Annotated in this window: 14 protein-coding genes and 1 pseudogene; all 15 read left to right on the forward strand. The window is 40.3% G+C overall.

Features of this window, described 5'->3' with window-relative positions:
* Window positions 1–46: 46 nt before the first annotated feature.
* The 15 genes and pseudogenes from wecB (at window position 47) to fabZ (ending at window position 12,949) form a co-directional block, all read left to right on the forward strand.
* A complete protein-coding gene (gene wecB, locus EP58_RS02550; protein WP_036089672.1) occupies window positions 47–1,189 on the forward strand; it encodes a non-hydrolyzing UDP-N-acetylglucosamine 2-epimerase in 1,143 nt (380 codons plus the stop codon).
* An 881-nt stretch (window positions 1,190–2,070) separates the two neighbouring features.
* Window positions 2,071–2,470, forward strand: a pseudogene (locus EP58_RS02555) (ATP synthase subunit I).
* Between the two features lie 6 nt (window positions 2,471–2,476).
* Window positions 2,477–3,193 (forward strand): F0F1 ATP synthase subunit A, encoded by a 717-nt coding sequence (atpB, locus tag EP58_RS02560; RefSeq protein WP_036089676.1) that lies wholly within the window; start codon window positions 2,477–2,479, stop codon window positions 3,191–3,193.
* A 104-nt stretch (window positions 3,194–3,297) separates the two neighbouring features.
* On the forward strand, window positions 3,298–3,516 hold the full coding sequence (gene atpE / locus EP58_RS02565; RefSeq protein ID WP_036065649.1) for a F0F1 ATP synthase subunit C: 219 nt from the start codon (window positions 3,298–3,300) through the stop codon (window positions 3,514–3,516).
* Window positions 3,517–3,589: 73 nt separating this feature from the next.
* Window positions 3,590–4,126 carry a F0F1 ATP synthase subunit B gene (gene atpF, locus EP58_RS02570; RefSeq protein WP_052164766.1) on the forward strand — a complete coding sequence of 179 codons (537 nt, stop codon included), beginning with the start codon at window positions 3,590–3,592 and terminating at the stop codon, window positions 4,124–4,126.
* Window positions 4,123–4,662, forward strand: a complete 540-nt coding sequence (locus EP58_RS02575; RefSeq protein ID WP_036089681.1) for a F0F1 ATP synthase subunit delta — start codon at window positions 4,123–4,125, stop codon at window positions 4,660–4,662. The genes atpF and EP58_RS02575 overlap by 4 nt, the downstream gene beginning before the upstream one ends.
* Before the next feature lie 28 nt (window positions 4,663–4,690).
* Window positions 4,691–6,202: a F0F1 ATP synthase subunit alpha gene (atpA, locus tag EP58_RS02580; protein ID WP_036089684.1), complete on the forward strand. Its 1,512-nt coding sequence runs from the start codon at window positions 4,691–4,693 to the stop codon at window positions 6,200–6,202.
* A gap of 42 nt (window positions 6,203–6,244) precedes the next feature.
* Window positions 6,245–7,108 carry a F0F1 ATP synthase subunit gamma gene (locus EP58_RS02585; protein ID WP_036089685.1) on the forward strand — a complete coding sequence of 288 codons (864 nt, stop codon included), beginning with the start codon at window positions 6,245–6,247 and terminating at the stop codon, window positions 7,106–7,108.
* 69 nt (window positions 7,109–7,177) lie between these two features.
* Window positions 7,178–8,596 (forward strand): F0F1 ATP synthase subunit beta, encoded by a 1,419-nt coding sequence (gene atpD / locus EP58_RS02590; RefSeq protein ID WP_036089688.1) that lies wholly within the window; start codon window positions 7,178–7,180, stop codon window positions 8,594–8,596.
* Between the two features lie 21 nt (window positions 8,597–8,617).
* Complete coding sequence (locus tag EP58_RS02595; RefSeq protein ID WP_036076640.1) at window positions 8,618–9,022, forward strand: F0F1 ATP synthase subunit epsilon; 405 nt, start codon at window positions 8,618–8,620, stop codon at window positions 9,020–9,022.
* Window positions 9,023–9,178: 156 nt separating this feature from the next.
* A complete protein-coding gene (locus EP58_RS02600) occupies window positions 9,179–9,418 on the forward strand; it encodes a DUF1146 family protein (protein ID WP_036089689.1) in 240 nt (79 codons plus the stop codon).
* Between the two features lie 181 nt (window positions 9,419–9,599).
* Window positions 9,600–10,889, forward strand: a complete 1,290-nt coding sequence (gene murA, locus EP58_RS02605; protein WP_036089691.1) for a UDP-N-acetylglucosamine 1-carboxyvinyltransferase — start codon at window positions 9,600–9,602, stop codon at window positions 10,887–10,889.
* A gap of 166 nt (window positions 10,890–11,055) precedes the next feature.
* Window positions 11,056–12,051 carry a rod shape-determining protein gene (gene mreB / locus EP58_RS02610; protein WP_036089693.1) on the forward strand — a complete coding sequence of 332 codons (996 nt, stop codon included), beginning with the start codon at window positions 11,056–11,058 and terminating at the stop codon, window positions 12,049–12,051.
* Between the two features lie 18 nt (window positions 12,052–12,069).
* Window positions 12,070–12,516: a GNAT family N-acetyltransferase gene (locus EP58_RS02615; protein WP_036089694.1), complete on the forward strand. Its 447-nt coding sequence runs from the start codon at window positions 12,070–12,072 to the stop codon at window positions 12,514–12,516.
* Between the two features lies 1 nt (window position 12,517).
* Window positions 12,518–12,949 (forward strand): 3-hydroxyacyl-ACP dehydratase FabZ, encoded by a 432-nt coding sequence (gene fabZ, locus EP58_RS02620; protein ID WP_036089696.1) that lies wholly within the window; start codon window positions 12,518–12,520, stop codon window positions 12,947–12,949.
* Window positions 12,950–13,149: the final 200 nt, after the last annotated feature.

Raw genomic sequence — 13,149 nt, forward strand, 5'->3', positions numbered from 1 at the left:
GGGGAAGCAGAGGTTTCCTCGTTTTTTCAGAAAGGGTTGGGGAACGATGAGTAAAATTAAAGTAATGAGTGTTTTCGGAACACGACCAGAAGCAATAAAAATGGCACCACTAGTTTTAGAATTTGAGAAACAAAAAGAGTTTTTCGAGTCCCGCGTAGTCATCACCGCGCAACATCGCGAAATGTTAGACCAAGTGTTGGATATTTTCAACGTGCAACCCGACGTAGATTTAAACATCATGCAAAAACAACAAACGTTAACCGACATTACAACACGCGCGATGCAAGGTTTGAATGAAGTAATCGCCGAAGAAAAACCAGATATCGTCCTAGTTCACGGCGACACGACAACAAGTTTTGCGGCGGCACTGGCAGCTTTCTACAACCAAACAGCTATTGGACACGTAGAGGCAGGCTTGCGGACATGGAATAAATACTCACCATTTCCAGAAGAGATGAACCGTCAATTGACAGGCGTTATGGCGGATTTACATTTCTCGCCGACGTCACAATCGAAGCAAAACCTGCTAGATGAAGGTAAGAATCCTGATACTATTTTTGTCACAGGTAATACCGCGATCGATGCACTGAAAACAACAGTTCAAGAAGACTACCATCATCCAATTTTAGATGGGCTAGGCGATAACCGCTTAATTCTAATGACGGCACATCGTCGTGAAAATCTAGGGGCACCGATGCAAGGTATTTTTGAAGCCGTTCGTGAAATTGCCGAGTCGCGCGAAGACGTTGAAATCGTATACCCAATGCATATGAACCCTGCCGTTCGTGAAAAAGCAACGGCAATTCTTGGTGGGCATCCACGCATCCATCTCATCGAGCCACTAGACGCAATCGATTTCCACAATTTCTTGAAAAAATCGTATCTTGTCTTTACCGATTCAGGTGGCGTACAAGAAGAAGCGCCTGGAATGGGAGTTCCCGTTTTAGTGCTACGCGATACAACCGAGCGTCCAGAAGGCGTGGAAGCAGGAACGCTGAAACTTATCGGCACGGCCAAAGAAGACCTGAAAAAAGAAGCGTTCGATTTACTGGACAATAAAGATGCCTATCTTAAAATGGCGAATGCAAGCAATCCATACGGAGACGGCGAAGCATCCGCACGAATTTTAGAAGCCATCAAGTTCCATTTCCAAAAAACAACTGAACGCCCATCAGACTACACCGTATAAAAAAGAATCCGATCATCTTTCGTTTCAAAATTTTACGCGAAAGATGGTCTTTTTATTTTCTATGAATAATCCGTTTTATTACGCCTAAAAACCTATGAAAAAACAAGAAATCCCAATGGAAGCGCATCATTATTACAGATATATTACGAGGCAAGTTTTCGCTAGAGCTTTACAGCGGATTGTGTTAAGATGAACAATGTTATTACAAAAGAGCATGAGATTTAGCTGTTCATGAAATGCGTAAGGGATAATTGCTGCAAGTCAGCACTGTCTCAATCCCGCCGACGTCCGAAAATAAGGGCGTGGACAGAATTGACCCAAGTGTGCTGGGTAATTATAACTTCATATTCAAGTCATACGTGTCTAGCTATTTTTTTCACTGGAAGGAGCTTTCGCAAACACGTATCTTGCCGAAAGTCTTTTGCCAAGTCAGGTGAGAGCTTTTTTTGTACAATTTATGTGAAAGTCTAAACAACATCTAAGCTTTCTAAGGAATATGGAGGTGTAGCGTGCGATAAACTACTCTGAAATCAAATCCAAATAATGCCTGTACTAGCGAAATCAGAGCAACCTATATGATTTTTCAAAAAAATGTTAAAAATCAATTCGCATTATTTCCTTGAAGCAGTGTTATTGTGGTAGAATTGTTATCAAGTAGGTACGGAATTTGTGAAAAGATATTGACTTTTTACTTTTGCCTATTGTATGCTAAAAACTAACGCACTGATAAGGCTTACAGCTGTGTTTAATTTTTTGTTAGCAAACGGGTAATGTGTAAGAAATCACAAACTCCAAGCTTACTTCTGTCTTAAAATCCGAGTCACATTTTACAGACGGGGAGCAAGAAATACCAATAACATTAAGAAAGGACATCTGCCGGAATGTTAGAATCACTAATAGGAATGTATCATCGTCATCAGAAATACATCATTGCTTTTGTTGGTATATGTGTAGCTGGATGGTTACTAACCCCACATGTACATATTTTTTTGGGGCTAAAACTGGGGATTATTGTAGGTTGGTTTAACTACTGGCTGTTGATGAGACGTACACAGGCCATGACGAAAGCGATTGCCGAGAAGCGAACCTTTTATGGCATGGGCACAACAGCAAGAATGGGAAGCGTTCTACTTGCAACAATCATTGCGACACAAGTACCGGATTTCTTTCACGTTTATAGTATGGTGATTGGTTTGGGCATTGTTTATTCCGTGGTTTTCTTGGATTTTGTTATCTATTCCATCTACCGGAAGAAAAACGCTTAAAAAGAGAGAGGGGTGAACCAAATTGGAAGAGGAATTTCCAATATGGTACTTAGGGAAATTAGCATTTAACTTGTCTAATGTCCTGATGATCACAGTCACATGTGTTATCGTACTGTTTATTGCAATCTTTTGTACGAGAAAGCTACAAATGCGTCCCACAGGAAAACAGAACTTTATTGAATGGGTAATGGACTTTGTTAAAGGCATTATCAACAGTAATATGGACTGGAAAACTGGCGGGAGATTCCACGTATTAGGAATTACGCTGATATTCTTTATCTTCGTAGCTAATATGTTAGGATTGCCAATGCAGATAGCTGTTGGTGGCGAAGTATGGTGGCGTTCACCTACTGCCGATCCGATTGTAACACTAACCTTGGCCGTACTCATTATCGGGTTGACTCATTATTATGGAATCAAACTTAGAGGAGTCAAACATTACGTTGTTGGAACTTACTTTAGCCCAATGAAATTTTTATTCCCATTGAAGCTAGTGGAAGAATTCGCCAACACATTGACACTCGGTTTGCGTCTATACGGTAACATTTTTGCAGGGGAAGTATTGCTAAGTATTATCGCAATACAATTAGCACATATTAACCCAGTAGTTGGCGTATTTGCAATCATTCCAGCTGTGGTTTGGCAAGGGTTCTCCGTATTTATCGGTGCTATCCAAGCCTACCTATTCACCGTGCTGACCATGGTTTACATGTCGCACAAAGTAAGTGACGAACACTAAGCAACACTCGCCACACCTAAGTTAAGTCAGAGCTATGAGGCAAAACTCATAATCTTTTTATAAACAAAAATAATTTAGAAGATAATTCGAGGAGGATATTTATTATGTCATTAGGTGCAATTGCAGCGGCTATCGCCGTAGGTTTAGGAGCTTTAGGAGCAGGTATTGGTAACGGACTTATCGTATCAAAAACAGTTGAAGGTGTTGCTCGTCAACCAGAAGCACGTTCTATGCTACAAACAATCATGTTCATTGGTGTTGGTTTGGTTGAGGCCCTTCCAATCATCGCTGTTGTTATCGCGTTCATGGTAATGAATAAGTAATTAGAAAACGTGGCGGGGCCAACTCGCCATTCCTTTATGTGTCAAAAAACATGAAACGATAAAAAGCGAATGTATGGAAAGGAGTGAATCGAACGTGCTAGGATTTAATATTGCACTAGGTTCAGCCGTTTTTACAGCTGGTGATTCTATTTTTACCGTCGTAGCATTCTGTATTTTGTTAGTCCTAATCCGTATTTATGCTTGGAAACCTTTGATGAATATCATGAAGGCCCGCGAAGAGCACATCGCATCGGAAATCGACTCTGCAGAAGAAAGTCGTGTACAAGCAGAAGCCCTGTTAGCCGAACAAAAAGAAGTTCTTCAACAAGCTCGTTTAGAATCTCAAACAATGATTGAGAACGCTAAACAACTTGGTGAAAAAGAACGCGAAGAAATCATCAAAGTTGCGCGCGCTGAAAGTGAACGCATTAAAGAAGAAGCCAAAAGCGACATTACTCGCGAAAAAGAAGATGCTATCAAAGCGCTTCGTGAACAAGTCGGCTCCTTGTCTGTGCTAATCGCATCCAAAGTTATTGAGAAAAACTTGGACGAAGAAGCGCAAACAGCACTTGTACAAGAGTATATCGGAAAGTTAGGCGATGACAAATGAGCAAAGATTTCGAAGTTGCGAATCGTTACGCCGTAGCACTTTTTGAAGTTGCCAAAGACGAGCAATTGATCGACCAGTTCGATACGGAGCTCGCGGTTGTGAAGGAATCGATAGAACAAAATACCGATTTCGCCACACTAATCGAAAATCCAACGCTCACAGATGATGCTAAGAAAAATATGATTGCAACTGTTTTTAGTGGTTTAACGCCAGTATTACAAGATTTCATTTTTCTGCTAATCGACCGTGGACGCGAGGATTATCTAGTAACTATCATTGATCGCTATCTACAAAAAGTAAAAGACGCTCGTGGCATTGCTGACGCCGATGTATATTCCGTAATCCCGCTTTCTGAAGCAGAAGAAGCAGAATTATCCAAAGCGTTTGCAGCAAAAATGGCTAAAAACGAGTTAAATATTCATAATCATATCGATCCGTCCCTTCTTGGAGGCGTGCGGGTAGTTATTGGAAACCGTATCTATGACGGCAGTCTAAAATCTAAACTAAGAGACCTGGAGCGACAAATTAAATTGTAGGCTTTCAGTGTAACAAGGGGTGAATTTGATGAGCATAAAAGCTGAAGAGATTAGTTCTCTCATAAAGCAACAAATTGAAAATTATCAATCGGAGCTAAAAGTTAGCGATGTTGGAACAGTTACCTATATTGGTGATGGTATCGCGCGTGCTCACGGATTAGATAACGCAATGGCTGGAGAGCTTCTCGAGTTCTCAAACGGCGTTATGGGTATGGCTCAAAACTTAGAAACCAATGATGTTGGTATCATTATTTTGGGACCTTATACTGAAATCCGTGAAGGCGATGAAGTTCGTCGTACAGGAAAAATCATGGAAGTTCCAGTTGGCGAAGGTCTTATCGGTCGAGTTGTCAACGCACTTGGACAACCTGTCGATGGCTTAGGTCCAATTGAATCAACGGGTACACGCCCAATCGAAGCAATTGCACCAGGCGTTATGCAACGTCAATCCGTTAATGAACCACTTCAAACAGGAATTAAAGCTATCGATGCCTTAGTACCAATCGGTCGTGGTCAACGTGAGCTAATCATCGGTGACCGCCAAACTGGTAAAACAACGGTTGCTATCGATACAATCCTAAATCAAGCAGACCAAGATATGATTTGTATCTACGTGGCTATTGGGCAAAAAGAATCAACAGTTCGTACAGCAGTTGAAACATTGCGTAAACACGGAGCGCTTGATTACACAATCGTTGTAACAGCATCCGCATCTCAACCAGCTCCATTACTATACTTAGCTCCATACGCTGGTGTCGCGATGGCCGAAGAATTCATGTATAACGGCAAACACGTTTTGATTATCTATGATGATTTATCGAAACAAGCTGCTGCTTATCGTGAACTTTCCTTGCTACTTCGCCGTCCTCCAGGTCGTGAAGCATATCCAGGGGATGTATTCTACTTGCACTCCCGCTTATTAGAACGTGCTGCAAAACTAAATGATTCATTAGGTGGCGGCTCGATCACAGCCCTACCGTTCGTAGAAACGCAAGCCGGAGATATCTCTGCTTACATTCCTACAAACGTTATCTCGATAACAGATGGTCAAATTTTCTTGCAATCCGATCTATTCTTCTCTGGTGTTCGTCCCGCAATCAACGCCGGGTTATCCGTATCCCGTGTCGGTGGATCAGCACAAATCAAAGCCATGAAAAAAGTTGCCGGAACGCTTCGTTTAGATTTAGCATCTTACCGTGAGTTAGAATCCTTCTCACAATTTGGATCTGATCTTGACGCAGCGACACGCGCGAAACTAGAACGTGGTAAACGTACAGTAGAAGTCCTAAAACAAGATTTACACAAACCACTAAAAGTTGAAAAACAAATCCTAATTCTATACACATTAGTTCACTCCTTCTTGGATGATATTCCTGTAACAGATGTGTTGCGTTTCGAAAGTGAAATGAATACGTGGTTCGATCACAACCGTCCAGAACTTCTGGAAACGATCCGCACGACGAAATCATTGCCTGACGAAGCAGAGTTAGATAGTGCGATTAAAGAATTCAAAAATACATTTGTTCCTTCAGAAGCCTAACCCGTTTTTGACCGACAAACGAAACAAAGGTGGTGAAAATCTTTGGCATCTTTAATAGATATTAAACAGCGAATCACTTCTACAAAGAAAACCAGTCAAATTACAAAGGCCATGCAAATGGTTTCTGCATCCAAACTCGGTCGTGCAGAAGAAAAAGCAAGAGCCTACGCACCCTACGTAGAAAAAATTCGAGATGTTGTAACCCATGTTGCTTCTGGTAACAGTGCAGACCATCCGATGCTAGTAACGCGAGCAGTCCACAGAACGGGCTATATCGTAGTCACTTCGCATAAAGGTTTGGCAGGCGCTTATAACAGTAATGCTATCAAAGAAGTGTACAAACAAATTCAAGAAAAGCATACTTCCAGCGATGAATATGCAATTATCGCTTTGGGAAGAGCTGGCGCAGACTTTTTTAAAGCCCGCAGTATGAATGTTGTTTTAGAGGTACCAAGTATTTCGGATCATCCAATTTTTGCTGAGATTAAAGATGTTGCGCGCAATACGGTTCAAATGTTCGAAGATGGCGTTTTCGATGAAGTATTCATCGTCTATAACCACCATGTGAACTCAATTTCTCAATCGATAAGAAACGAGAAATTGCTGCCACTGACAGAGTTTCATGAAAATGAGACAGAACACGATTTGACGACATATGAATTCGAGCCTTCAGAAGGTGAGATTTTAGAAGTATTGTTACCGCAATATGTTGAAAGTTTGATTTTCGGTGCTATTTTGGATGCTAAAGCCGCGGAACATGCTGCTCGTATGACAGCGATGAGAAGCGCGACTGACAACGCAACCGATATTATTGATGATCTGTCATTACAATATAACCGTGCTCGCCAAGCTGCGATTACGCAAGAAATAACTGAAATTATTGGTGGTGTAGCGGCTCTTGAATAAACATTTAAGAGCGCGTCTATCCACCCCTAAAGTTCCCAATCAGGGAAAGCAAGTGAGGAGGAAAATCGCATGACTGAAGGACGAATAATCCAAGTTATGGGTCCCGTTGTAGACGTAAAGTTTGATAATCACTTACCTGAAATCTACAACGCGCTTAAAGTTGAATATAAAGCACTATCCGAAGAGGAAAAAAGTGTGGAACTTACGCTTGAAGTAGCTATCCATTTAGGCGACAATGTCGTTCGTACCATTGCGATGGCTTCGACAGACGGTGTTCAAAGAGGCATGACAGTAATTGATACTGAAAGCCCAATCACAGTTCCAGTTGGAAATATAACTCTTGGACGTGTATTCAACGTACTTGGAGATACAATTGATTTAGACGAACCGATCGCGAGTGACGTTCAGCGCAATAAAATTCACCGTTTAGCCCCAACATTTGATGAACTTTCCACTACGACTGAAATCCTGGAAACAGGAATCAAAGTAGTTGATCTTTTAGCCCCTTACGTTAAAGGTGGTAAAATTGGATTGTTCGGTGGTGCCGGTGTAGGTAAAACAGTACTTATTCAAGAGCTCATTCATAATATTGCCCAAGAACACGGCGGTATTTCGGTATTTGCCGGCGTAGGTGAACGTACTCGTGAAGGTAATGACCTTTACTTTGAAATGAAAGACTCAGGCGTTATCGAAAAAACAGCCATGGTATTTGGACAAATGAACGAGCCACCAGGCGCACGTATGCGTGTTGCTTTAACAGGCTTAACAATTGCTGAATATTTCCGTGATGTAGAGCATCAAGATGTGCTGCTATTCATCGATAACATTTTCCGCTTTACACAAGCTGGTTCAGAGGTTTCTGCCTTGCTTGGTCGTATGCCATCTGCCGTAGGTTACCAACCAACATTGGCAACTGAAATGGGACAATTGCAAGAACGTATCACATCCACAAACGTTGGATCCGTTACATCTATTCAAGCAATCTACGTTCCAGCCGATGATTACACCGATCCAGCACCAGCAACAACATTCGCCCATTTAGATGCAACAACGAACTTGGAGCGTAAATTAACAGAGCAAGGTATTTACCCAGCGGTAGATCCACTTGCATCGACTTCACGTGCACTTGCGCCAGATATCGTTGGTGAAGATCACTATGAAGTGGCAACGCAAGTACAACAATTATTACAACGCTATAAAGAATTACAAGATATCATTGCGATTCTAGGTATGGATGAATTATCTGATGAAGATAAACAAGCTGTTGGGCGTGCTCGTCGCGTACAATTTTTCTTGAGTCAAAACTTCCATGTTGCCGAACAATTTACTGGTCAAAAAGGTTCTTATGTACCAGTCAAAGAAACGGTAAAAGGATTCCAAGATATTCTTGCAGGTAAATACGATCATCTTCCTGAGGATGCATTCCGCTCGTTAGGACGCATTGAAGAAGTTATCGAAAAAGCCAAAAGCATGGGCGTTGAAGTTTAATAAAAACAGGAGGAGGTACACATGGGCATTTTAAATGTAAGTATTGTTACTCCAGATGGTCCTGTTTTCAGCGGTGAAGCGAGCATGGTTATCGCAAGAACAAAAGCCGGCGAATTAGGTATTTTACCTGGCCATGTTCCTTTAGTAGCCCCTCTCAAAATTGATGTGGTGCGTTTAAAGCACGATGGCAAAGAAGAATGGGTTGCAGTAAATGGCGGCTTTATGGAAGTAAATGGTGAAGAAGTAAACATACTAGCAGACACTGCAGAGCGAGAAGAAGAAATTGATATCGTTCGCGCAGAAGCTGCTAGACAACGTGCAGAAGATGAACTGAGAGAGGCGAAGAGCAAGCAAGTGGACGAACTAAAAGCAGAGATAGCTCTTCAAAAAGCAGTAAATCGAATTCACGCTTACAACAAAAAGTAAGACAGAATGAGTTTGGAGTAAACCATTTTAGAATGGATATGACTCCAAGCTCATTTACTTCATTCTCTGAAAAGAAACAATAAAAGCATATAAAATTGTTATTCAGCGATAATACTGGTAGAATGATAGAGGCTGATAAAATTTTGGAGGTAATAGATGTATACAGTTATTGGACAACAAGCAATTATTGTTATGGTTTCACATTTACTTTTCATCGTTATTGCTTTTTGGGCACTCCAAGCACTTCACTTTGAAAAACTAATACGCCGAGATCATGTGATACAAGCAAGAATATTATATTTACTCCTTGCTGTAGCCTTAGGAGTTACAATTAGTAATTTCTTTCTAGACTACTTTATATCAGCGAGACAACTAGGTAATTTGTTCGGAAATTGATTAAAAATGTTTATACATGTTCGCAATTGATATAACTCTCTTAAAATTAGTGTTGAAATGTAGTAGGCATTAATGGTAAAATGTTCAGAGTATGAGTAAAGATAAGAATACATTTCAGGATTAATTTTAAGCGATGTATATCAAATAGGAATAGAGTAATTAATACGCGGAGGGGTTCGTTTTGGAAAAAATTATTGTCCGTGGTGGGAATAAATTACAGGGAACAGTGAAAGTAGAAGGCGCCAAAAATGCTGTTTTACCTGTTATAGCCGCTACCTTATTAGCTAGCAAAGGAACAAGCACGTTAAGAAATGTACCACGTTTATCTGATGTCTACACAATTAATGAAGTGCTAAAATACTTAAAAGCAGATGTATCTTTCGAAGATGATGTTGTTACTGTGAATGCTACAGGAGATATCTTATCGGATACACCATTTGAATATGTTCGTAAAATGCGTGCTTCCATCGTTGTTATGGGGCCACTTTTAGCTCGTACAGGTTCAGCAAGGGTAGCACTTCCAGGTGGTTGTGCAATAGGTTCACGCCCAGTAGATTTACATCTAAAAGGATTCGAAGCGATGGGTGCAAACGTAAGAATTGAGAATGGCTACATTGAAGCGACTGCTGAGAAATTAGTAGGAGCTAAAATATATTTGGATTTCCCAAGTGTTGGAGCAACTCAAAATATTATGATGGCTGCAACATTAGCTGAGGGCACAACTGTTATTGAGAACGTTGCAAGAGAACCTGAAATTGTTGATTTAGCTAACTTCTTAAACCAAATGGGTGCTCGAGTTATTGGTGCAGGGACTGAAGTTATTCGCATAGAAGGCGTAAAAGAGCTCACCGCAACAGATCACTCTATTATTCCTGATCGAATTGAAGCCGGAACATTTATGATTGCAGCGGCAATTACGGAAGGAAACGTGTTTATTGAAGATATGGTTCCAGAACATATCAGCTCACTTATTGCTAAATTAGAAGAGATGGGCGTTAAAATCATTGAAGAAAACAATGGCGTGCGTGTTATTGGACCTAAACATTTGAAGGCTGTCGATGTGAAGACTTTACCTCACCCGGGATTCCCGACTGATATGCAATCTCAAATGATGGTTATCCAAATGTTGAGTACAGGTACTAGTGTTATGACAGAGACTGTTTTTGAAAACCGATTTATGCATGTTGAAGAAATGCGTAGAATGAATGCAGATATGAAAATTGAAGGCCATTCTGTTATCATTTCTGGTCCAGCTAAGCTTCAAGGAGCTGAGGTAGCTGCAACTGATTTACGTGCAGCAGCAGCATTAGTTCTTGCTGGTTTGGTGGCCGATGGATACACACAAGTAACTGAACTTAAATACTTAGATAGAGGCTATCATAATTTCCATGTTAAGCTTAAGGCTCTAGGCGCAGATATCGAACGTGTGGCCGATTCTGAACAAGTTAACGTAAAAGAAACAACAAAATAAATGAACGAACTAGGTCTTAACTGATCTAGTTTTTTATTTGTAAAAATATTTTTCTTACTTAGAATTAGGGAAAAGATATATATGTTAAAAGAAATATGCTATAATGCAAAAGAGGTAGTATGAGGCAATACATATGAAACAACACAGAAAGGGGTCATTGTAAATTATGGCGAAAGATGTTGGGATAGATTTGGGTACTGCGAATGTCCTGATTCATGTGAAGGGGCAAGGTATTGTATTAAATGAACCATCTGTTGTAGCAATCAATAATATTACAAATGAAGTTTTAGCAGTTGGGACGGAAGCACGAAATATGGTAGGGAGAACTCCGGGTAATATAACTGCAATTAAACCAATGAAAGACGGTGTGATTGCTGATTTTGATATTGTTCAAGAAATGTTACGTATTTTCCTACAAAAACTAGATTTAAAAGGATTTTTCTCTAAGCCAAGAGTTTTAATCTGCTGTCCAACAAATATAACTTCAGTGGAGCAAAAAGCTATACGACAAGCAGCTGAGCAAAGTGGCGGGAAACAGGTATTTATGGAAGAAGAGCCTAAGGTAGCTGCAATTGGTGCCGGTATGGATATTTTCCAACCAAGTGGAAATATGGTTATTGATATTGGTGGTGGCACAACAGATATAGCGGTTCTTTCTATGGGAGATATTGTTACCAGTAAATCTGTGAAACTTGCAGGGAACCAGCTGGATGGCGACATTCTACAATATATTAAGCGCCAATACAACCTTCTAATAGGAGAGAGAACATCAGAAGAATTAAAAATCAATGTTGCAACTGCATCAGCGGGAACAAGACAAGAATCCATGGATATCCGAGGACGTGACTTAGTTACAGGTCTACCTAAAACGGTAACAGTAACCAGCGAAGAAATTGAGTTGGCCCTAAGAGAGTCTGTTCATGTTATTGTTCAAGCCGCAAAACAGGTATTAGAGCAGACACCGCCAGAACTTTCAGCTGATATTATTGACCGCGGAATTATCATGACTGGCGGGGGAGCTTTGCTTCATGGCTTAGATGAACTATTAGCTGAGGAATTAAAAGTCCCAGTTTTGCTTGCTGAAAATCCTTTAGACGCTGTTGCGATAGGAACAGGAATACTTTTGGAAAATACGTCACGTACTAAGAAAAACTGGCTTTAAAAAATTTGAGGTGATAGTTTGTCTATCAGAATAGAGCTTGTAGACAGATCAAATTGGGAAGATGTTATTAATCTGACTGTAGATTCAAGCCAAATGAACTTTATTGAATCAAATGTTTGCTCTATCTTAGAGTCTCATTACGTGGCTGGTTGGTATCCTATAGGTCTATACTCTGGAGAAATATTAGTTGGTTTTGCAATGTACGGTTGTTGCGAAAATGATTCCATTTGGTTAGATCGTTTCATGATAGATGGAAGGTATCAGGGGCAGGGCTTTGGCCGGAGCTTCTTAGTTTATTTATTAGAGCACATACAGGCTCAATTTAAAATCAGAAAAATATTGTTAAGTTTCACACCTGAAAACCAATATGCTAGAAGATTGTATGAAAGGCATGGTTTTATTAACACAAATGAAGTCGATTCGAAGGGTGAATTAATATTCATGTACAATTGTTCGGAGGTATGACATGTTAGATATTAGTGAAATAAAAAAAATATTACCACATCGTTATCCATTTTTATTGGTAGATAGAGTAATAGAACTCGAAGATAAGAAAGTAGTAGCTATTAAAAATGTGACAGCAAATGAAGAGTTTTTTAATGGGCATTTTCCAGGCTACCCCGTCATGCCAGGAGTCCTCATCGTAGAGGCCTTAGCTCAGGCAAGCGGGATAGCTATGATGCAAGTAGCGGGAAATGAAGGGAAAATTGGTTTATTTGCTGGGATTGATGGATGTAGGTTCAAGCGCCAAGTAATTCCAGGAGATCAACTTCGCTTAGAAGCTGAGATTCTTCGCTTACGTGGGTCTATTGCTAAAGCACATGTAAAGGCAACAGTTGAAGGAGAGTTAGTCTGTGAGGCGGATATCATGTTCGCTTTGACAGATATAGCTGAATAAAAGAGGAATGGCCGTGATATTGTATCGCGGCTTTTCCGTTTGGCCTATAACTAGCTTGAGTTACAGAATAACAGACTATGAGCATAAAATAAAGGGCAATAAAATTGTGACTTAACATTGAATTTCGTATTTTGAATACTGTTTAGAGATACAGTTTCTCTTTTTTTCTAAGAGAAAAACTTGTTTTGGGCAGACTAAAA

Source organism: Paenilisteria newyorkensis, assembly GCF_000766145.1.
GTDB lineage: Bacteria > Bacillota > Bacilli > Lactobacillales > Listeriaceae > Listeria_A > Listeria_A newyorkensis.

Bases quoted from the DNA above. Each gene is read 5' to 3' on its own strand.
- mreB (WP_036089693.1), top strand. From the start codon at position 11,056: ATGGCGAAAGATGTTGGGATAGATTTGGGTACTGCGAATGTCCTGATT.
- atpE (WP_036065649.1), top strand. From the start codon at position 3,298: ATGTCATTAGGTGCAATTGCAGCGGCTATCGCCGTAGGTTTAGGAGCT.
- atpF (WP_052164766.1), top strand. From the start codon at position 3,590: ATGGAAAGGAGTGAATCGAACGTGCTAGGATTTAATATTGCACTAGGT.
- atpD (WP_036089688.1), top strand. From the start codon at position 7,178: ATGACTGAAGGACGAATAATCCAAGTTATGGGTCCCGTTGTAGACGTA.
- EP58_RS02595 (WP_036076640.1), top strand. From the start codon at position 8,618: ATGGGCATTTTAAATGTAAGTATTGTTACTCCAGATGGTCCTGTTTTC.
- fabZ (WP_036089696.1), top strand. From the start codon at position 12,518: ATGTTAGATATTAGTGAAATAAAAAAAATATTACCACATCGTTATCCA.
- atpA (WP_036089684.1), top strand. From the start codon at position 4,691: ATGAGCATAAAAGCTGAAGAGATTAGTTCTCTCATAAAGCAACAAATT.
- wecB (WP_036089672.1), top strand. From the start codon at position 47: ATGAGTAAAATTAAAGTAATGAGTGTTTTCGGAACACGACCAGAAGCA.
- EP58_RS02600 (WP_036089689.1), top strand. From the start codon at position 9,179: ATGTATACAGTTATTGGACAACAAGCAATTATTGTTATGGTTTCACAT.
- EP58_RS02575 (WP_036089681.1), top strand. From the start codon at position 4,123: ATGAGCAAAGATTTCGAAGTTGCGAATCGTTACGCCGTAGCACTTTTT.